Source organism: Aequorivita sp. H23M31, from assembly GCF_004022485.1.
Classification (GTDB): domain Bacteria; phylum Bacteroidota; class Bacteroidia; order Flavobacteriales; family Flavobacteriaceae; genus Aequorivita; species Aequorivita ciconiae.
Genome location: NZ_CP034951.1, coordinates 1124403 through 1144439, shown reverse-complemented (window position 1 = coordinate 1144439; position 20037 = coordinate 1124403). Strand labels below are relative to the sequence as shown.

Below are 20037 nucleotides of genomic sequence, written 5' to 3'. Positions count from 1 at the left end.
GAAATATTACCACACAGATTTTTATAAGAAAATATACCAAAAGGGTTCTAGCCATTTACACTAATATTTTGTTGATTCCGCCAAGAACCTTTGTACAGGATTTATGCTCCCAGCAGTAAAAAATTATTTCCAAAAAACCACATCGGCCGCACCTCTTGCGGTCTTTCGTGTATTTTTTGGTACTATGATGCTAATAAGTATCGTACGTTTTTCCTTACATGGTTGGATTTATAAACTTTACATAGAGCCTAAGTTTTTCTTTAGTTATTACGGCTTTCATTGGGTGCAACCGATTGGGAATTATACTTACCTAATTTTCATTGTCTGCGGAATTGCTTCACTATGTGTTGCCCTGGGATATAAGTACAGAATCGCCATCATTCTCTTTTTTTTAAGCTTTACCTACATTGAGTTGATGGATAAAACCACTTATCTCAATCACTATTATTTTATAAGTTGTGTGGGTTTTTTGATGATTTTCCTTCCCGCGAATGCCTATTTCTCTATTGATGCTTATAAAAATCCTACAAGGGCGTTTTTAAGAGTTCCTAGATGGACCATAGACAGTATCAAATTTTTATTGGGCACTGTTTATTTTTATGCTGGTTTGGCAAAATTGAACAGCGATTGGCTCTTTCATGCCTTGCCCTTAAAAATATGGCTGCCTTCCAAATATGATCTTCCAATTTTAGGCGATTTATTGCAGCAGGAATGGGTTCTTTATATCTTCAGTTGGAGCGGCGCTATATATGATTTGACAATTCCCTTCTTGCTTTTGTATAAACCTACCCGTTGGTTTGCTTTTGCTTTGGTTGTCATTTTTCACGTGCTCACGCGCGTCCTTTTTCCTATCGGAATGTTCCCATTTATAATGATCGTAAGTTCACTGATATTTTTTGACGCCGGAGTTCATCAACGCATTATTCGATTTATTTCAAGATTATTTCGCATCGACTATTCAAGAATAATTTCTAAGACGAATGAGAAAAGTTACCGATACAAAAGAAGTCTGGCCCTGCCAGTTGTTGGAATTTTCTTGGGAATCCAATTGCTGTTTCCGTGGCGTTATGCACTATATCCCGATGAACTGTTCTGGACCGAAGAGGGATTCCGGTTTTCGTGGCGTGTTATGTTAATGGAAAAAGCGGGATTTGCCGAATTCACCATAAAAGATATGGAAACTGGGCAAAAGTTTATGGTGGACAACGATGATTTTCTTACTCCCTTTCAAGAAAAACAAATGAGCTTTCAACCTGATTTTATTTTGGAATATGCTCATTTCTTAGGAAACCATTTTAAAGAGCAGGGCCATAAAAATGTGGGCGTTTTTGTAAAAAGTTACGTCGCCCTAAATGGGAGGTTAAGTCAACCATATATCGATCCAAATGTTGATTTAATGAAAGAGAAAGAATCGTTTAAGCACAAAAATTGGATACTTCCCTTTAACGACGAAATTAAGGGGTTATAAAAATTATAAAAAGGTCAGTTGACTGTATATGATAGAATTTAGAAATAGAAGCTTAGAAATCCCCTTAAATATTTCTGCAGAAATCACAAAGGTTTTCGCTAAAACCTCACATGTTTTTGAAACCTGTGAGGTCGGGAATCCCAATAAAACCCCAAAGGTTATAAAAACCTCTGGGGTCTTGACACCCCAGGCATTTCCTAAGGATAGTCCCTTCGAAAAAGGAAATTTCTCCTTTTATAAAAATCTGGTTTTTTCCGTATTTCTTTGTCTACTAAGCCTTCCCTTGTTCGCTCAATTTTCATTTTCGGGAAAAGTGGTTCACAAATCGGATAATTTGCCGATTCCAAATGCAGAAGTTTACAACCTGGATCTTGGTAAATCCACAACCACCGATTCCAATGGAAACTTTGAATTTAATAATGTGCCTGCAGGAACCTACGAGTTCGCAGTTTTTGACATGGAATTCAAGCTTTTAAAAGAAATGGTCACCATTTCAAAAAACCTTACAATAACTTTTAAATTGGAACCTCTTGGGGAGGAACTTTCCGAGGTTGTGATCAAAAAAAGAAAAGACGAGATCTTTGCACTTCGCAGCTTAAAACAAGTTGAAGGAACGGCTATTTATGCAGGGAAAAAGAGCGAGGTTGTGGTAATGGAGAATCTCACCACCAATACCGCTACTAACAATGCACGACAGATTTATGCACAGGTTGTAGGCCTGAACATTTATGAAAATAATGACGGAGGTTTGCAACTTAATATAGGAGGACGTGGATTGAATCCCAATAGAACGGCCTATTTCAATACGCGGCAAAATGGCTATGATATTTCAGCTGATGTTTTGGGATATCCCGAGAGTTATTACACTCCTCCAGCGGACGCACTCAGTGAAATTGAGGTCATACGCGGAGCGGCTTCACTTCAATATGGAACCCAATTTGGGGGATTGATCAATTTTATTCTAAAAAAGCCCAATCCCAATAAAAAGTTTGAATGGATTTCACGCCAATCTTTGGGCTCCTACAACCTTTTCAACAGTTTTAATAGTTTTAGCGGCACCGTAGGTAAACTGGGGTATTATGCATATTATAACTACAAAACGGGGGATGATTTTAGACCCAATTCCCAGTTTGATTCCAAGAATGCCTATGCCCATATAGATTATTCATTTTCTAGTAAGACAAAGCTCGCATTTGAAATGAGTTATCTCCATTATCTGGCACAGCAACCAGGAGGAATGACCGATAAACAATTTGAAGAAGATCCTACATTCAGCAATCGCACCCGAAATTGGTTTGAGGTAGATTGGAAGCTGTATTCTTTAAGGCTTGACCATGGTTTTTCCGAAAAAACCGATTTCAGTTTAAACTTATTTGCTCTCGATGCCGAACGAAAGAATGTTGGGTTTAGACAAAATCGCGTTTCGCAACCCGATGATCTTGAAAAACCAAGAGAGGTAATTTCTGGTAATTTCAATAATTGGGGCGCAGAGGCTAGATTATTGACACGATACAATTTGTTGGGAAATGCCAGCGTCCTTCTTTTGGGAGGAAAATATTATCAATCCAATAACGATGAGCGACAAGGGCCCGGAACTAATGGAAGCGATGCAAATTTCAATTTTGAAACTTCAACGTATCCGTACTTTGAAAGACAGAGTGATTTTACATTTCCTAATTTAAACTTTGCAGCTTTTGGTGAAAATATTTTTAATCTTTCATCAAAATTTTCGGTAACTCCAGGTATTCGATTTGAATATATAAAAACGAAAAGTGAAGGCGATTACAAAAAAATTAATGTTGATATTGCTGGCAATCCAATTTTGTACGAAACCATTCCAGACAATCGTGAATTTGAACGAGCCTTTGTTTTACTGGGAGTAGGAATGAGTTATAAACCCATGAAAATAACCGAGTTCTATGGTAATATAAGTCAGAATTACCGTTCAGTTACCTTTAACGATATTAGGATAATAAATAGTTCTTTCGTCGTTGACCCAGATATCACGGATGAAAGCGGATACACCTTCGATTTTGGAGCTAGGGGAAGATTTGACAACTATGTTTCTTATGACCTAGGTGGGTTTTTCCTCAGTTATAAAAACCGTTTGGGAGTTATTGGTCGTCGAGGAAGTATCAATCCATACGAACGTTTCAGAACGAATATAGGGGACGCCATAACTTATGGTCTTGAAGGTTTTATAGATTGGAATATTTGGGGATCCTTTAAAGGACCTTCGGATTTTAATTTGTGTACGTTCCTAAATCTTGCATATACAGAAAGCGAATATATTTCTTCGGAAGAAGCTAACGTAACTGGAAAACAAGTTGAGTTTATTCCGAAGATAAACCTAAAAACCGGATTGCATTTTGGATATAAAGATTTTGCAGGAAGTCTTCAATATACCTATCTAAGCACGCAATTTACCGATGCCACAAACGCCGCCCGTGATTTTACCGATCAAAGTGGGATAAAAGGTGAAATTCCAGCTTATGATATTATGGATCTTTCATTATCTTATGGTTTTGGACGGTTCAAAATTGAAGCTGGGATCAATAATCTATTGGACCGAAGTTACTTTACCCGAAGAGCCACCGGTTATCCTGGACCTGGGATAATCCCAAGCCAACCTCGGACTTGGTATGCAACGTTGGAGATAAAGCTTTAATTTTAATTCAAGACCGGCCCTTCCAGCAGTTACATTCAGAACCTGCCCGTCTGGCAGGCGGCAGGAATTATGAATTCAGATCTGTTAATAATATTGACTAATTCTGAACAACTTATACCATATGGAGTCTGCCATCGAAAACTTGTACTTTGAATGTACTTCTATTTCTTTCCCAATATTTATTTCCGCTAAAAAATGAAAATATGATTAAGGAAGCCGTCTTAAAACCTGATTTTATTAGGATATCAGGTCGAGCGCAGTCGAGACCTTTTTGATTATCCGACGTAAAAGTTCTTGACTGCGCACTAACAGATGGTATAAATCCCTTTTGAGACAGCTTCATGATTTCTAATCCTAAAATACTGATTCAGAAATCATAATTCTGAATTCATAATTCATAATTCAGAATTAATTCCTGTACATTTGCACGCAATTAATCCATAACAACATTCCGACTCTATCATCTCCACCGTTGTGCCTCGGAAGTTAACTTAATTGCCATGATCGAACATTCAAACAAAATTTTAGGAGAAGGCTTAACTTACGACGATGTACTTCTGGTACCCGCCTATTCCGAAGTATTGCCCCGCGAAGTTTCTATCGCTACCCGATTTTCAAGAAATATAACCCTTAACGTGCCTATTGTTTCCGCAGCAATGGACACCGTTACGGAAAGTGCCATGGCTATTGCCATAGCTCGTGAGGGAGGAATTGGAGTGCTTCATAAAAATATGACCATTGAACAGCAGGCTGCTGAAGTCCGCAAAGTAAAACGTGCAGAAAGTGGTATGATTATCGATCCGGTTACGCTTCATAAACACAATACCGTTGGCGATGCGCAAAAAACAATGCGGGAATATAGTATTGGTGGAATTCCAATAATCGATGATGCTGGCAAACTAATAGGAATTGTAACGAACCGCGATCTTCGCTTTGAAAGAGATTTGAACCACCAACTTAGCGAGGTTATGACTTCCGAAAATTTGGTCACCGTGGCACAGGGAACTTCCCTGCAAGAGGCGGAGATCATCCTTCAACAACATAAAATAGAAAAATTACCTGTAGTATCAGAGGATGGAACCCTTCTCGGACTTATCACATTTAGGGATATTACAAAACTTACCCAAAAACCGAATGCAAATAAAGATCAGTTCGGTCGTCTTCGTGTAGCTGCTGCTCTGGGTGTTACTCCTGACGTGTTGGAACGAGCGGAAGCTTTGGTAAATGCCCAAGTAGATGCGGTCATTATTGATACCGCTCATGGACATACGAGAGGAGTAGTGGAGGTTTTAAAACAGGTGAAAGAAAAATTCCCATTCTTAGACGTTGTGGTTGGAAATATCGCTACTCCTGAAGCTGCACAATATTTGGTCGATGCCGGTGCAGATGCCGTAAAAGTAGGAATCGGACCCGGTTCAATTTGTACCACGAGAGTAGTTGCAGGAGTTGGTTTTCCACAGTTTTCTGCGGTATTGGAGGTTGCAGCCGCCATTAAAGGCAGTGGCGTTCCCGTAATCGCCGATGGGGGAATACGTTATACGGGTGATATTCCAAAAGCGCTTGCAGCCGGTGCAGACTGCGTCATGCTTGGTTCTTTATTGGCTGGTACTAAGGAATCTCCAGGAGAAACCATTATTTACGAAGGAAGAAAATACAAATCCTATAGAGGAATGGGTTCAGTTGAAGCTATGAGACAAGGAAGTAAAGACCGTTATTTCCAAGACGTAGAAGATGATATAAAGAAACTCGTTCCTGAAGGAATTGTTGGGCGTGTACCTTATAAAGGTGACTTATTGGAAAGTATGACCCAATTCATTGGAGGCTTAAGAGCGGGGATGGGTTATTGTGGCGCAAAAGATATTGAGAGTTTAAAGGAGAACGGGAAGTTTATAAAAATCACTTCCTCTGGAATCGCTGAAAGCCATCCGCACGATGTTACTATAACCAAAGAAGCGCCAAATTACAGTAGATAGGTTTGAAATCTATTCGTGTCAGGCCGTTAGGATATTAATAGACTGGAATTATATATTTCTGGAAAAAATAGAATAAAAAAAGTGGACTCGCTCCACTTTTTTATTGACCAATTAAATTTTCATTTTGTGAAATTAAGAAATGGAATTCCTTAAATTCCACTTAATTCTGAATCTAGGGACTAATATTCTCTCCAGTTCCTTCCAATCAATCTTTTATTGATAAACCAATTCACTTGCCTTAAATACTTTGCTCCATTCGTCTATAAAATCTTTGCTTAGTTTTTTTTCTTTAATCGCTACAAAATTTGAATAAAGTGAAGATTTACCTTGAATAATATAATATAGCTGTGATTCTGGATTTTTATCATTTTTGAATTTTGGAGCTTCAATTGTAAAAAGAATCCAGTGGTTTTCACCGGTTTCGTTTTTTTCAATGATATTCAATTTGGCTTTTGGAGCATTGGCTTTGGCCTGTTCATACATTAAATTGGCCGCAACATCCATTGGCACATTGGTTGCTCCCTTAATGGACATCATCGTGCCAATGACTGACCATTTGTCGATACTTTCATTTCCAGGAACTAATTCGATAAAATGCATTTGTTCGGTTTCTTGATTTGAGCCAATTTTCCACTCATACTTTTCTGGCCAATTAATCTTCAGATTTTCAATCTCGTTTTGTCCCAAAAGATTTATGGAAACAAGCAAAAGCAGCAGCGTAATTATTCTCATAGTATTTACTTTTTAGTTTAATTTTTATCTTTTGACAGTTTAAAATTTTGGTTCTTCCCCTTATTCTAAAGCATCTGTGGGCAATGTGGTTCTGCGTTCTCTTATAATGTAACTTTCGATTTAGCAATTATTACATTTTTCCCATTCACTTTCCTTATCCAATAAACTATCACAACTCCACCAATAATCCCAGGAACAAACCACCCATAAATGCTTGGGAAATATTGATTGACAACCACAAAGGCTGTCGATGCAGAAATATATCCACCTATCATTTTTCCTAAATGTAATTTTAACCAAGCTTTTCTTAACCGCTGTGGATCTTTAAATAATTGTAAATCCTTTACAGATAACAGTATTCCAACAACTGCAAAGACCACAAGAACTATATTGATACTGCTTGTTAGTATAATCGGTAATAAAATCATTAAGACGCCTGTTATAATCATTCCTATCGATATCAAACTGTCAATCCGTAAATCAGGATTCTTTCTTCTAAAATTTAGAGCTCTCTTACCAGTCAGCACGAAATATAAGCTAAAAATTCCAACTGAAAATAAGAACGGACTTTCATGATTAGGTAAAACCGCAACGAACATAGCGACAGCTCCGGAAATTATCATGGAGTAGAAAAACATTAAACCAAACTTTTTGTGAATAGTATTTCCTTTTCTGGCAAACATTGAAATGAGACCTGCCAGTAAGGCAATTCCACCAAAAGCTGCGTGGATATAAATCAAAATTTTTATTGTCTGTTCCATGGATCTGATATGTTTTATGATTCAAACTTCAGAAAAAAGAATGATTTGTACTTTAATCTTTTACTCAATTGTAGTTTCTGGAGGATGAATCGGGAAAAGGACCGTGAACTGGATTTTAATAACAAAAAAACGTGAGATTTAAAATACCTCACGTTCTTCTTAAAGTCTTCAAAGGATAGATTATTTTTCCTCCTCTACTGGTTTTATTGTTATTCCCATTTCTTTTATAATAGAATCCGTAAGATCATAATTGGGATCTAAATAAACTATATCCGCATTTGTTTGCACGACTTGGGTATATGCCTGCGCTTTGGCAACTTTCTCCAGCGCATCACCAATCTTTTTATATAGAGGTTGTAGCACCTCTTGTTGTTTGATTTCCATTAATGCCTTTCCATTTTGTTGGAATTTCTGGATGTCGTTTTCTAGATTTATCAAATCGGTTTTTTTGTCTTTCTTTTGGGCAATGGTGAATTCCGCTTCTCCCGCTTGGTACGCGTCGGCCAGAGTTTTGTATTCATCAATCTTTTTATTTAAGTCCGAATCCAATTGGGCTCCATAGGTAGATAATTGTTCTTGGGCATTCGTCATTTCGGGCATATTGGCAAGTATATAATCTATATCGATTACGCCCACTTTTCCCTGAGCAAATGTGGATATACCAATAAATAAAACGGCAATCTTCAAAAAATTCATAATAATCGGTTTAAAAAATTAAGTCCGCAAATGTACTTTAAATATTGAAAATGATGAAGTGGTAACGGCGATTGTCCTTCCATAAAACTGAGTTCTTCTTTTTCAAAAGGTATTTAAAAGTAATTCCGGTCGATAAATTGCTTTTGAAAAAGAGATTTCAGCTGAAAATTTGCCATCAATTTTTATTCCTCTTCGTAATACTGCCCCCTGTTGGGTTTTAGAATAGCTCTCAGGCTATCCATCAATTCTTTATCTACTACAAGAAAGGCGATATGATGATTTGGAGTAATTTGTTCCACTCCTAGAATCGTGTTTTGGAGATTTTTGGCTTCCACAAATTCCCCTAAATGTTTTATGTGGTGTTCTGCAGTGGGTTTTCCATTGGGCCCATGAAAATCCCATATAAATTTTATCCTATTGGTCATGTGATAATAATTTGCGCACATCTATTCCTAAAAATGATGTTTAGCTGAATGGTTACAAATGCTTCGCAAGTTACGTTTTTAGGAATATTTATAAAAGATGTATACACTATTATTGTTGGAAATTCGTTAGTTTTTCGCACTCGTGTTACATAGGTTTTGCTATTTTTGCAACTTTGTGCGCCAAAAGCTTTTAAGGCCACTTATGGAATCTTTTTAAATAAATTTTTTCAATAACCATGAAAAATATTCTTACCCTATTGTTAGTGGTGTTAATGGGAACCACCTCAGTTATTTCACAAAAGAAAAAAGATGTATTATTAACCATAGACGGGAATCCAGTTTATGCAGATGAATTTGAAAGGGTTTACAAGAAAAATCTTGATCTCGTCCAGGACGAATCGCAAAAAGATGTCGATGGTTATATGCAGCTTTTTATAGATTACAAATTGAAAATAGCTGAAGCCAAAGCACAAGGGCTCGATAAGAAAGAACCTTACCAAGTTGAACTTAGAAAGTACCGCGATCAACTTTCCCGGTCTTACCTGTTTGAGGAAAAACTCACGGAAGATCTGGCAAAGGAAGCTTACGATCGAAGTAAGGAAGAAATAAACGCCTCGCATATTTTGATTGAGGTAGGGTTTGAAGCTAAGCCTCAAGACACCCTCGCTGCCTATAACAAAATCAAATCTCTTCGAGAGAGAGCCTTAAAAGGTGAGGATTTTGAAAAGTTGGCTAAGGAAAACTCACAAGAGCCAAATGCAGATAAATCTGGTGGTAATCTTGGATATTTTTCCGTATTTAGTATGGTTTATCCTTTTGAAACAGCAGCTTACAACACCAAGGTTGGTGGGATTTCTGAAATTGTACGAACCAATTTTGGTTATCATATTATAAAAGTCAATGACCGTAGAGCTCGTCTTCCGAAGATTGTTGTCTCCCATATTATGATTTCCGATAAGAAAGGTGCGCATACATTTGACCCTGAAGAGCGAATTAACGAAATAGCTACCATGCTTAAACAGGGACAATCTTTTGAAAGCCTTGCCAAGGAATTTTCCGATGATAAGAATTCAGCCGTGAACGGTGGAAAATTGAAACCTTTTACAAAAGGCGAGCTGAGAGCGCCCGAATTTGAGGATGCCGCTTATAAGTTAAAAAACATAGGTGATATTAGTAAACCTGTCAAAACTGAGTTTGGCTGGCACATTATCCGTTTGGACGAAAGAGTGCCCGAGACTACCTTCGAAGAACAGAAGGCCGAACTTGAAAAACGTGTAAAACAAGGAGATCGCGCTAAAGTAGTGGTCAATGCGGTTAATAAAAAAATAAAGGAAAAATACAACTATAAAAAAGGAACAGATTACCTTCCATTTTTTGACACCTATGTGTCAGACAGTGTACTTACTAGAAATTGGGATATGAAACCAATCCCCACTGCACAGGATAAAACCTTATTTACCATTGGAGATAGGACAGTAAAGTTTTCTGATTTTGCAAGCTATGTTGCCGATAGACAACGTTCCACAATGCCGTTTGCTGACAAGGAGTCGTTGTTGGCAAGCTTTTATGATGAATTTGAAACGGAGAAATTAAAAGATTACTATAGAGATCGGCTAGAAGTTGAAAATCCTCAATACGCTGCGGTATTGGGAGAATATCGAGATGGGTTGCTAATCTTTGACGTAATGGAAAAAAATATTTGGAACGCCGCTAAAAATGATTCTCTTGGTCTAAAGCAGTTTTATGAAAAAACAAAACAGAACTATAGATGGAAACAACGTGTTGATGCCGATATTTTTTCCGCCACATCGCAAATGACTGCACAGCGGATTCAAAAAATGTTGGAAGAAGGTAGGGCTCCTGAAGAAATTAAGGCTGAACTTAATCCCGACGGCAGTGTGAATGTATTGCTGACGCAAGGAATATTCGAAGTGGGTGAACAGGAACTTCCTGCAAATTTAGAAATCAAAAAAGGAATATCCACCATTTATCCAAGCAATGATTCCTACATTGTTGTAAATGTTAAGGAAGTTCTTCCCGAAGGAATTAAAGAACTCGATGAGGTTAAAGGCCGGGTTATCAGCAATTACCAGACTGAACTTGAAACTCAATGGATGGATCAACTTCGTTCTAAGTACGATGTGGAGGTAAATAATAAAACACTTAAAAAGGTAAAAAGACAACTAAAGTGAAATTGATCGGCTCTTATATAGCACTTGCATTCCTATTGGTTTCCTGTGGATATTTCGAAAAAGAACCCCAAGAAGATGTGGTCGCTCGTGTAAATGATGATTACCTATATGAGTCTGATATCCAAAAGTTAGTTTCCGAAAATACTTCTCCCGAAGATAGTACCTTGATAGTGAATAATTATATCACTCGTTGGGCAACACAAAAATTGTTGATAGGTCAAGCAAAAATCAATCTTTCGGGCGACCAGTTGGATAGATTTGATAGATTGGTTGAAGAATATAAAAATGATTTGCTTACAGACGCTTATAAAAATGTAATTGTCGGCCAACAACTGGACAGTGCGATTGGCGAAAATGAATACAAAACTTACTACGAAGAAAACATTGACAACTTTAAACTCAACCATTCTCTTCTTAAAATGAGGTTTGTTCAATTGCCTGAAAACTATGAAGGTTTAAAAACGGTAAAAGAGAAGTTTACCCGCTATGACAAGAAGGACAAAGAAGCTTTAAATGGCCACACCTTTCAATTTATTTCCTCAAATCTCAATGATTCAGTTTGGATAAAAAAGGAGGTTTTGCTTGATGCGCTCCCCATTTTAAAAACGGCAAAAGATGAAGTGTTAAAAAAATCAAATTTCAGCCAATTGCAAGATTCATTAGGAGTATATTTGGTGAAAATTGAGGATGTTCTTTACCCCAATGATGTTGCACCTCTTCCCTATATAAAGCCGACTTTAAAACAAATCATTCTCAATAAAAGGAAGCTTGAACTTATAAGAAAACTAGAAACAGATATTACCCGAGATGCGATTGAACATAATAAATTTGAAATCTACGCAAATGAATAAATTTTTCTTATTGCTCCTGCTTTCCACCTGTATGGTACAAGCACAAAACGTTTTGGTCCCAGATAGTACAGGCGTTGTAAAGAGCAATGACTCCCTTGAAATATCAACAAAAACCTTTTCAAAAGATACTTTGAAGCCATTTAAGCGCTACAAAGCTGAAGGGATAAGTGCGGTTGTTGGTGAATATATTATTCTGGATTCAGACATTGACAAAGGTTATTTGGAGATGCAATCGCAAGGAATATCTATCGAAGGAATCACACGTTGTGAACTCTTGGGGAAATTGATGGAAGATAAGTTATACGCGCATCAAGCAAAACAGGATAGCTTGGTAGTTGCCGATGCTGAGATAAACTCGCGAATCGATCAACAACTGCAATACATGGTAAGCGAGTTGGGAAGTGAGGAAAAAGTCGCCCAATATTATCGAAAGGACAATGTAGCCGATTTGCGAAAGGAACTTTTCGATGCTAACAAAATCATTGCTTTGGCATCGCAAATGCAGCAAAAGATTATAGATAAATTGGAGGTTACCCCAGAAGAGGTTCGCAGTTTCTTCTATTCCATCCCGGAAGATGAAAGACCTATATTCGGTGCTGAAATAGAAGTTGCCCAAATAGTTGTGGAACCAGAAATTTCCCAAAAGGCGATAGATGATGTAATAGCTCGGCTGAATGCCATTAGAGCCGATATTATTGACAATGGTGCTAGTTTCTCTACCAAAGCAGTACTATATTCTAAGGATCCTGGTTCGGCGAGTAAAGGAGGTCTTATGACGGGTATTACGCGCGACTCACCATTGGCCAAGGAATTTATGGATCAAACTTTCTCTTTGTTGGAGGGAGAGGTAAGTGAACCTTTTCAAACCGAATTCGGCTGGCACATCCTTTATGTAGAAAAAATTAGAGGTCAGGAAGTGGACGTTCGTCATATCTTATTATTTCCTGATGTTTCCCAGGCTGCAATTGATGCCGCCCAAAAGAAAATCGAGGATATTCGAAGTCAAATAGTGTCAGGTGAGATATCTTTTGCCGATGCGGCTCATAAATATTCCGAAGACAAGGAAACCAGAAACAATGGCGGCCAGATTATAAATCCGCTAACTTTCGATACAAGATTCGACCTTACCAAAATGGATCCTACTTTTGGAGCCCAAGTTTATAATTTGAAAGAAGGTGAGGTTTCCAAAGTTATTACAGACCGTGACCGAACAGGAAAAGGGATGCTCAAGATATTGACCGTAACAAAAAGATATCCAGAGCACAAAGCTGATTATGTAAAGGATTATGAACGTATCAAGCAATTAGCGCTTCGTGAAAAACAAATCAAAGAAATTAGCAAATGGCAGGATAAGGTAATCGATAAAACCTATGTCCACGTGAATGAAGATTATCAGAAATGTGATTTTTCTGCAAATTGGTTGAAAAATTAATATTTTAAACAAAAAATATGTCAGACGTAACAGCGGTTTCGCAACTTGTTTCCAAGTATAATGCTCTTCAAAAAGAAATAAAGAAGGTAATTGTCGGTCAGGATGAAGTGGTAGAACAAGTTTTGATCTCCATATTTTCAGGTGGGCACGCACTTCTTATCGGGGTTCCTGGGCTTGCAAAAACACTTTTGGTAAATACGGTGGCTCAAGCTTTGGGATTGGAATTTAAGAGAATCCAGTTTACCCCAGATTTGATGCCAAGTGATATCTTAGGCTCTGAAATCCTGGATAAAAACCGTGAATTCAAATTTATTAAGGGTCCTATTTTTGCCAATATTATTCTTGCGGATGAAATAAACCGGACTCCGCCAAAAACCCAAGCGGCACTTTTGGAAGCTATGCAGGAACGAGCTGTTACCGTAGCGGGGCACCATTATAAACTCGATCTTCCATACTTTGTTCTGGCCACCCAAAACCCAATTGAGCAGGAGGGAACCTATCCTTTACCCGAAGCACAATTGGATAGATTCATGTTTGCAATCAATTTGGATTATCCATCTTTCTCTGAAGAAGTGGAAGTAGTCAAAATGACCACCGCGGGAGAAAATGAAAAAGTTAGACCATTATTTACCAGTGAGGAAATAATTGGATTTCAACAATTAATAAGACGAATCCCCGTAGCCGATAACGTTATTGAATACGCTGTTGGGCTCGTTGGGAAAACAAGACCTGATAGTGTTTCTGCTCCAGAAATTGTTAAAAATTATATCGATTGGGGAGCCGGACCAAGAGCTTCTCAAAACCTGATCTTAGCTGCCAAAACCCACGCAGCCCTTAATGGGAAATTCTCTCCCGATATTGAAGATGTCCAAAAAGCAGCTATCGGAATTTTAAGACATAGATTAATCAAGAATTACAAGGCGGAAGCTGAAGGATTGAGTATTGAAAAGATTATTCAAAGTCTTTATTAAATATCCATTTAAGTTTTAGTTTAAAGATCATTTTTGTTTAGATGACCTTACTTAATACCAACTACAAGGTGGGGCTGGAGAGATTCTTCTTCTTTTTTTGAGTATTTCAAATAGCTGATAAAACAATTTAACCTTAGCTGATCGAAGTGGGTAAGACTTATAATATCCGTCTTTTACGAATTTAGTCCTAGCTCTTGTGTCTAGACGCGCAGCGTTTTTGTTTCTTTTTCCGAAAAATACTAATTACATAAACTGTATAATGGTTAGAACTCCAATATCATTGCTTCTATGTGATTCCCTTTGATCTGACGTAAAAATCCAACTTACCCCATATTATTTCACCCAAATCTGGTTTTTATTTTCGTTCTAATTTAGAATTCACTCTTTTCCAAATTAATTCCCTGCATAAAAACAACTAACCAATTTTATGATCTTCACATATTTTAGGGGTTGAAAATATAATATCGACAACATAATTCAGCCAAATCGATTTTTATGTAAACATATCTCAGCTAAAGCCAACTTCTATTAAATACTTTTAAATGGTCTCGAATTTTAGTATTTTTGCACAACTTTAAAAACCTTAAAATTACAGTATATGGCATTCGATATTGACATGATCAGAGAGGTATATTCCCAAATGGCAGAACGTGTGGACAAAGCGCGTGAACTGGTAGGAAAACCTTTAACTCTTTCAGAAAAAATTCTTTATTCGCATCTATGGGATGGAACTCCCACGAAATCATTTCAACGGGGGAAGGATTATGTCGATTTCGCTCCAGACCGGATTGCCTGTCAGGATGCAACCGCCCAAATGGCCTTGCTTCAGTTTATGCAGGCTGGGAAAAAATCGGTTGCTGTACCCACAACGGTTCATTGTGATCACCTGATCCAAGCAAAACAAGGGGCAGCGCCAGATTTAATGCGGGCAAACGAAACCAGTAGTGAGGTTTTCGACTTCTTAGAATCTGTTTCCAATAAATATGGAATCGGTTTCTGGAGACCCGGAGCCGGAATTATCCACCAAGTGGTTTTGGAAAATTATGCGTTTCCAGGAGGAATGATGATTGGTACAGACAGCCACACGGTGAATGCGGGTGGCCTTGGAATGCTCGCTATTGGGGTAGGAGGAGCCGATGCAGTGGATGTAATGGCCGGTATGGCTTGGGAATTGAAATTTCCAAAGTTAATTGGGGTAAAATTGACTGGAAAACTAAATGGTTGGACAGCATCTAAGGATGTAATTCTAAAAGTGGCTGATATCCTTACCGTAAAAGGAGGAACTGGCGCCATTGTAGAATATTTTGGACCGGGTGCTCAAAACCTTTCTTGTACCGGAAAGGGAACTATTTGTAATATGGGTGCCGAGATTGGTGCAACCACTTCAACCTTTGGCTATGACGATTCTATGGAGCGTTTTCTGCGTGCCACCGATCGAAATGATATAGCCGACGAGGCAAATAAAATAAGAGAATACCTTACAGGGGATAGCGAAGTTTATGAAAATCCTGAACAGTATTTTGACCAGGTTATTGAAATTGATCTGGATACACTTCGTCCGCATTTAAACGGACCTTTTACTCCAGACTTGGCAACTCCTGTGGGAGAGTTGGGTGAAAAAGCAAGAAAAAATGATTGGCCACTTAAAGTAGATTGGGGCTTGATAGGTTCTTGTACCAACTCATCTTATGAGGATTTAACCAGAGCAGCGTCGATAGCCCGTCAAGCAGTAGAAAATAAAATTACACCCAAAAGTGATTTTGGGATTAATCCTGGTTCTGAGCAAATCCGTTTTACGGCCGAGCGTGACGGAATTTTAAATGTTTTTGAACAACTGGGCGCAACTATTTTCACAAACGCTTGTGGACCTTGTATTGGACAGTGGGATAGGAGCGATCGTAAAGGTGATGAGAAAAATACAATCGTTCATTCCTTTAACCGAAACTTTTCAAAACGTGCCGATGGAAATCCAAATACTCACGCTTTTGTAGGTTCTCCCGAAATGGTAGCTGCCATCGCAATATCAGGTCGTCTAGATTTTGATCCGATGACCGATACTTTGATTAATGACGAAGGCCAGGAAGTAAAACTTAACGAGCCTAGAGGAATTGAATTACCACCTGAAGGTTTTGCTGTTGATGACAATGGGTATTTGGCTCCAAAGGAAGATGGAAGTTCTGTGGAGGTAAAGGTGGCTGAGAATAGCGAAAGACTTCAATTGTTAAAGCCTTTTGAGCCGATAAAAGATTCGGAATTGCAAGGAATGAAGTTGTTGATAAAAGCATTCGGAAAATGTACTACAGACCATATTTCTATGGCTGGGCCTTGGTTGCGTTACAGAGGACATTTGGATAACATCGCAAATAACACCTTGATCGGAGCTGTAAACGCTTTTAACAAGCAAACCAACTTCGTAAAGAATCAAATGACTGGAGAATACGGCGGAGTACCAAACGTGCAACGCGAGTATAAGGCAAAAGGAATTAAAACTATAGTAGTTGGTGATCACAACTATGGTGAAGGTTCTTCAAGAGAGCATGCCGCTATGCAACCTCGATTCTTGGGTGTCGCGGTGGTCTTGGTGAAATCATTCGCTCGAATCCACGAAACTAACCTTAAGAAACAAGGAATGTTGGGATTAACATTTGCCAATGAAGCCGACTACGATTTAATCCAAGAAGACGATACCTTCAATTTAGTGGATATTGCCGAGTTTGCGGAAAACAAGCCATTGACAATTGAAATTGTTCATGGAGACGGTAGTAAGGATACAATAAAAGCAAATCATACTTATAACGATGCCCAGATTAAATGGTATCGTGAAGGTTCTGCATTGAATTTGATCAAGAAGCAGAATGCTTAATAAAATTTAAATTATATAAGAAGGTATTTCAAAACTGGATTTAATTTTATTGTCAGGTCGAGCGAGTCGAGACCTTATTGTTTATCTAGAATAAATAGTTCTCGACTGCGCTCGAACAGACATCTTGAGTCCGTTTTGAGATAGCTTCTTTTTTATACCCCAAAATGGATTTGAAAAACTTCCTAAAAAAGCAATGGAGCAATATTCTGTTCGGAGTGTTTATCATTTTGTTGATAATCCCCCAGACCCGAATGCCAATTCAGGTTTTCGTCCAACGGCTTATCTCCTTTTCACCTTCGGAAACTTCAGAGGAAAAACGGGAAACATTATCCGATTATAACTGGCCTCTTGTCGGATTGAATTCGGAAGAAATTGATTTTTCCCAATCTGAAGGAAAGGTAGTTGTATTAAACTTTTGGGCAACGTGGTGTCCTCCCTGTGTAGCGGAAATGCCATCATTTCAAAAACTTTATGATGATTATGCCTCAAAAGTGGATTTCTATTTCGTCACAACAGAAAAGCCGGACAAGGTCACTCGGTTTTTAAAAAAGCATAATTATTCACTTCCCGCTTATTTGCAACATTTCGAATCTCCCGATCAGCTGCAATCGAGCGTGCTGCCCACAACTTATGTACTTTCAAAAACTGGAGAAATTGTCGTAAACGAATCCGGTGTAGCGGATTGGAACAGTAAAAAGATAAGAAATTTACTGGATAAGTTGCTTTCAGAATAAAAATTTAACGTGGAAAGTAGTTCGATTTTATAGATTCCATTTCCTTTTTTCCCTTGGCAATCTCTTCGATTTCTTTCCATAATTTTTCCTTAATAAGCGGCTTTAATGGCTGCTCAACTTGGATTATCTTCGGAAAATTTTGCAGCAGTTTTTTATCCCAACCTTTATAATGTTTTAGCAAATCATCGGGATAGACAGTTTTTCTGCGTGTGCCTTCATCAACGCCTTTAAATGGCTCGCTTACGTTTAAATATCCGTAATCATCCGTCAATTCCTCTCCAGGCTGGATATCTCGTATAGCAATCTCAAAATCGTATGCGGTAGAAAGACAATTGCTCTTAAAGCTGTGGTTTACAAAACGGCCATAATCCCAACAAAGAACAAAGTTTCCTTTGTTATTGCGATAGCAGTAAGTTTCCAAAATGTCTTTATACAAAGGTTTCATCTTATTAAACTGCGTAGGAGTGAATTCCCGATCCAGTTCATCTAAAATCCAGGTAATAGTGCCAGCGGGTATAAACTCTTTGGCAACTACACCATATCCAATTTTCTCACTTATTAGTTTTAGTTCCGTTTTTGGATGTATCATATTAGGGTTATGAGTTATGGGTTATGAGTGATAAGTTCAGATTGAAAAAAGATGGAAAAGGTTTCATTAATCAGTATTAAATTCTTTAATATGTAGACGCTCTCAAAATGAAAATTTTACGGTTTTTTAGATTAATGGTTTTCTTTTTTCATATTTTAAAGTATGGTTAAGAGCTTGTGATCTAGACTAATCACAATTATTAAAAGCTATATTATTATTGTTTACGAATCTTGTCTAAACTCTTGGTTCTAGAAGCGTCCGCGTGCCACCATACCTTTGGCGGAGAAGCAAGCTTTCTTGTTTCTTTTTCCGGATTATACTGAAAATTATTAATAAAGGTAGTATTAAATCCTTTTCGCCCAGAGATTCCAATCTATTGTATATTAATTTTTAATAATGAATATTTGCGATTTTTTCCGAACTGCTTACTACACCTGCTACTGCATACTTTTATTTTTCCCCTTAAACTTTTCCATCAAGACAAATACGGTTAACAGCATTGTCAGCGCGTAGATACTATCTTCAATTGGTACCGTTCCAATTCTGATCCCTAGATTTTCGACATCATTATACCATACAACTTGTTCGTTTATCCAACTTCCTGTAAGGAATCCGTTCACAATAAAAAAGGGAATTAAAAGAAGGGCGAAAACTGGTAGAAATACATTTAAAGTTTTCCGATTATTATTGAAAACCCAAGCCAGTAGGATTATAGCATAACCAAAATTTATAGCCGAGTACCAACGATCGTAATTGTACAAAAGTGTAGCAATCATAATGGTTTGTAGAGAGACATAAATTATAAGTGTTGTTTTATCTGAAAATCTAAACTTTGGAAGCAAATTTTTAAAGGAATAAACTGTGAAAATACAGGCATATGGAATGCAAATAAAGAAAAGCCATTCCTCTATTGGAAGATTCCATAATTGATATCCGGAGAGGTATTTGTCATTAAATCCCCAAATGCCGTAGTAAGTAAAAATGATATCCCAAGAAACAAAAAATGCCATCATTATAAATGTGGCAGGAAAGAAGTATTTCCAAAGTTTATAGAACTGTAACTTAGGGTGAAAGTTGAACAAAAATGGAATTATAAAAGTTCCAATATCCAACAGAAGATATAAATGCCACATTTTGTTTTTTAAAATATTTTAATGGTAGAAGCAACTTGCTTAAACATTCGCTTTTTTCAATTTATTAAATGCTTATGATGACTTTTGAAAAGTCTCCGTATTCCCTCGGCCTATTGATTATTTGCACTTAGAAATAATTTAAACCGTTGTTGGATAAACAATATAGTGCACAAAAGAACAGGCCAACCCGTATGCGAATATACCCAATCCTATTGGCAGCCCAGTCCAAAAACCATAATAGCTCCACCCGATAAAGGAGAATATCCTTATGACGGCATAGAAGAGAAAGAAATAATCATTTCGTTCCCACCGACTTTTATGATCTTTATGATGATGGTCCTTATAAAATTTCCATAAAAATCCGAGCATCACTCATTTATGCGTAAATAAGGTCATAAATTCCATCATGCAGGAAGGGGCGAGAAATCCTAAATTGAAAGAAAGGTCATGTTTTAGGGATAGCTAGAGTTTCGATTCAATCCCGCTTATCGCGATCGATCTTTAGGTACGTAATCACTCAACCACCTCAATTTTTACTGCTTACAGAGC

Annotated in this window: 16 protein-coding genes; 10 read left to right on the top strand and 6 right to left on the bottom strand. The window is 37.7% G+C overall.

The genetic code is table 11. The features are described 5' to 3' along the window. Positions 1–103: 103 nt before the first annotated feature. From EI546_RS05085 to guaB, 3 genes are all read left to right on the top strand, one after another. The gene (locus EI546_RS05085) at positions 104–1468 is read left to right on the top strand and encodes an HTTM domain-containing protein (protein WP_128249531.1); all 1365 of its coding nucleotides are present in this window, start codon (positions 104–106) and stop codon (positions 1466–1468) included. 28 nt (positions 1469–1496) lie between these two features. Beyond that, positions 1497–4136, top strand: a complete 2640-nt coding sequence (locus EI546_RS05080; RefSeq protein ID WP_128249530.1) for a TonB-dependent receptor — start codon at positions 1497–1499, stop codon at positions 4134–4136. Positions 4137–4636: 500 nt separating this feature from the next. Continuing rightward, positions 4637–6109 carry an IMP dehydrogenase gene (gene guaB, locus EI546_RS05075; RefSeq protein ID WP_128249529.1) on the top strand — a complete coding sequence of 491 codons (1473 nt, stop codon included), beginning with the start codon at positions 4637–4639 and terminating at the stop codon, positions 6107–6109. A gap of 213 nt (positions 6110–6322) precedes the next feature. On the opposite strand, the gene EI546_RS05070 is transcribed toward guaB, so the two are convergent. The 4 genes from EI546_RS05070 to EI546_RS05055 form a co-directional block, all read right to left on the bottom strand. Next, complete coding sequence (locus tag EI546_RS05070) at positions 6323–6841, bottom strand: hypothetical protein (RefSeq protein ID WP_128249528.1); 519 nt, start codon at positions 6839–6841, stop codon at positions 6323–6325. 101 nt (positions 6842–6942) lie between these two features. Then, the gene (locus EI546_RS05065; RefSeq protein WP_128249527.1) at positions 6943–7602 is read right to left on the bottom strand and encodes a DUF2306 domain-containing protein; all 660 of its coding nucleotides are present in this window, start codon (positions 7600–7602) and stop codon (positions 6943–6945) included. A gap of 180 nt (positions 7603–7782) precedes the next feature. Continuing rightward, a complete protein-coding gene (locus tag EI546_RS05060; protein ID WP_128249526.1) occupies positions 7783–8298 on the bottom strand; it encodes an OmpH/Skp family outer membrane protein in 516 nt (171 codons plus the stop codon). A gap of 182 nt (positions 8299–8480) precedes the next feature. Then, positions 8481–8723 (bottom strand): hypothetical protein, encoded by a 243-nt coding sequence (locus EI546_RS05055; RefSeq protein WP_128249525.1) that lies wholly within the window; start codon positions 8721–8723, stop codon positions 8481–8483. A gap of 236 nt (positions 8724–8959) precedes the next feature. On the opposite strand from EI546_RS05055, the gene EI546_RS05050 reads away from it, so the two are divergent. The 6 genes from EI546_RS05050 (at position 8960) to EI546_RS05025 (ending at position 17766) form a co-directional block, all read left to right on the top strand. Then, positions 8960–10915 (top strand): peptidylprolyl isomerase, encoded by a 1956-nt coding sequence (locus EI546_RS05050; RefSeq protein ID WP_128249524.1) that lies wholly within the window; start codon positions 8960–8962, stop codon positions 10913–10915. Next, the gene (locus EI546_RS05045; RefSeq protein ID WP_128249523.1) at positions 10912–11766 is read left to right on the top strand and encodes a peptidyl-prolyl cis-trans isomerase; all 855 of its coding nucleotides are present in this window, start codon (positions 10912–10914) and stop codon (positions 11764–11766) included. The genes EI546_RS05050 and EI546_RS05045 overlap by 4 nt, the downstream gene beginning before the upstream one ends. After that, the gene (locus EI546_RS05040; RefSeq protein ID WP_240673162.1) at positions 11759–13198 is read left to right on the top strand and encodes a peptidylprolyl isomerase; all 1440 of its coding nucleotides are present in this window, start codon (positions 11759–11761) and stop codon (positions 13196–13198) included. Before EI546_RS05045 ends, EI546_RS05040 begins: the two co-directional genes overlap by 8 nt. Before the next feature lie 17 nt (positions 13199–13215). Further along, positions 13216–14169, top strand: coding sequence for an AAA family ATPase (locus tag EI546_RS05035; RefSeq protein WP_128249521.1), 954 nt, complete (start codon positions 13216–13218; stop codon positions 14167–14169). A 598-nt stretch (positions 14170–14767) separates the two neighbouring features. Further along, positions 14768–17032 carry an aconitate hydratase gene (locus tag EI546_RS05030; RefSeq protein ID WP_128249520.1) on the top strand — a complete coding sequence of 755 codons (2265 nt, stop codon included), beginning with the start codon at positions 14768–14770 and terminating at the stop codon, positions 17030–17032. A 170-nt stretch (positions 17033–17202) separates the two neighbouring features. Next, positions 17203–17766 carry a TlpA family protein disulfide reductase gene (locus EI546_RS05025; RefSeq protein ID WP_240673161.1) on the top strand — a complete coding sequence of 188 codons (564 nt, stop codon included), beginning with the start codon at positions 17203–17205 and terminating at the stop codon, positions 17764–17766. Between the two features lie 4 nt (positions 17767–17770). On the opposite strand, the gene EI546_RS05020 is transcribed toward EI546_RS05025, so the two are convergent. Continuing rightward, a complete protein-coding gene (locus EI546_RS05020) occupies positions 17771–18355 on the bottom strand; it encodes an SET domain-containing protein (protein ID WP_128249518.1) in 585 nt (194 codons plus the stop codon). A gap of 437 nt (positions 18356–18792) precedes the next feature. Then, complete coding sequence (locus tag EI546_RS05015; protein ID WP_128249517.1) at positions 18793–19488, bottom strand: lycopene cyclase domain-containing protein; 696 nt, start codon at positions 19486–19488, stop codon at positions 18793–18795. A gap of 165 nt (positions 19489–19653) precedes the next feature. Between EI546_RS05015 and EI546_RS16655 the strand changes: the two genes are divergently transcribed. Then, the gene (locus tag EI546_RS16655) at positions 19654–19845 is read left to right on the top strand and encodes a hypothetical protein (protein WP_164905176.1); all 192 of its coding nucleotides are present in this window, start codon (positions 19654–19656) and stop codon (positions 19843–19845) included. Positions 19846–20037: the final 192 nt, after the last annotated feature.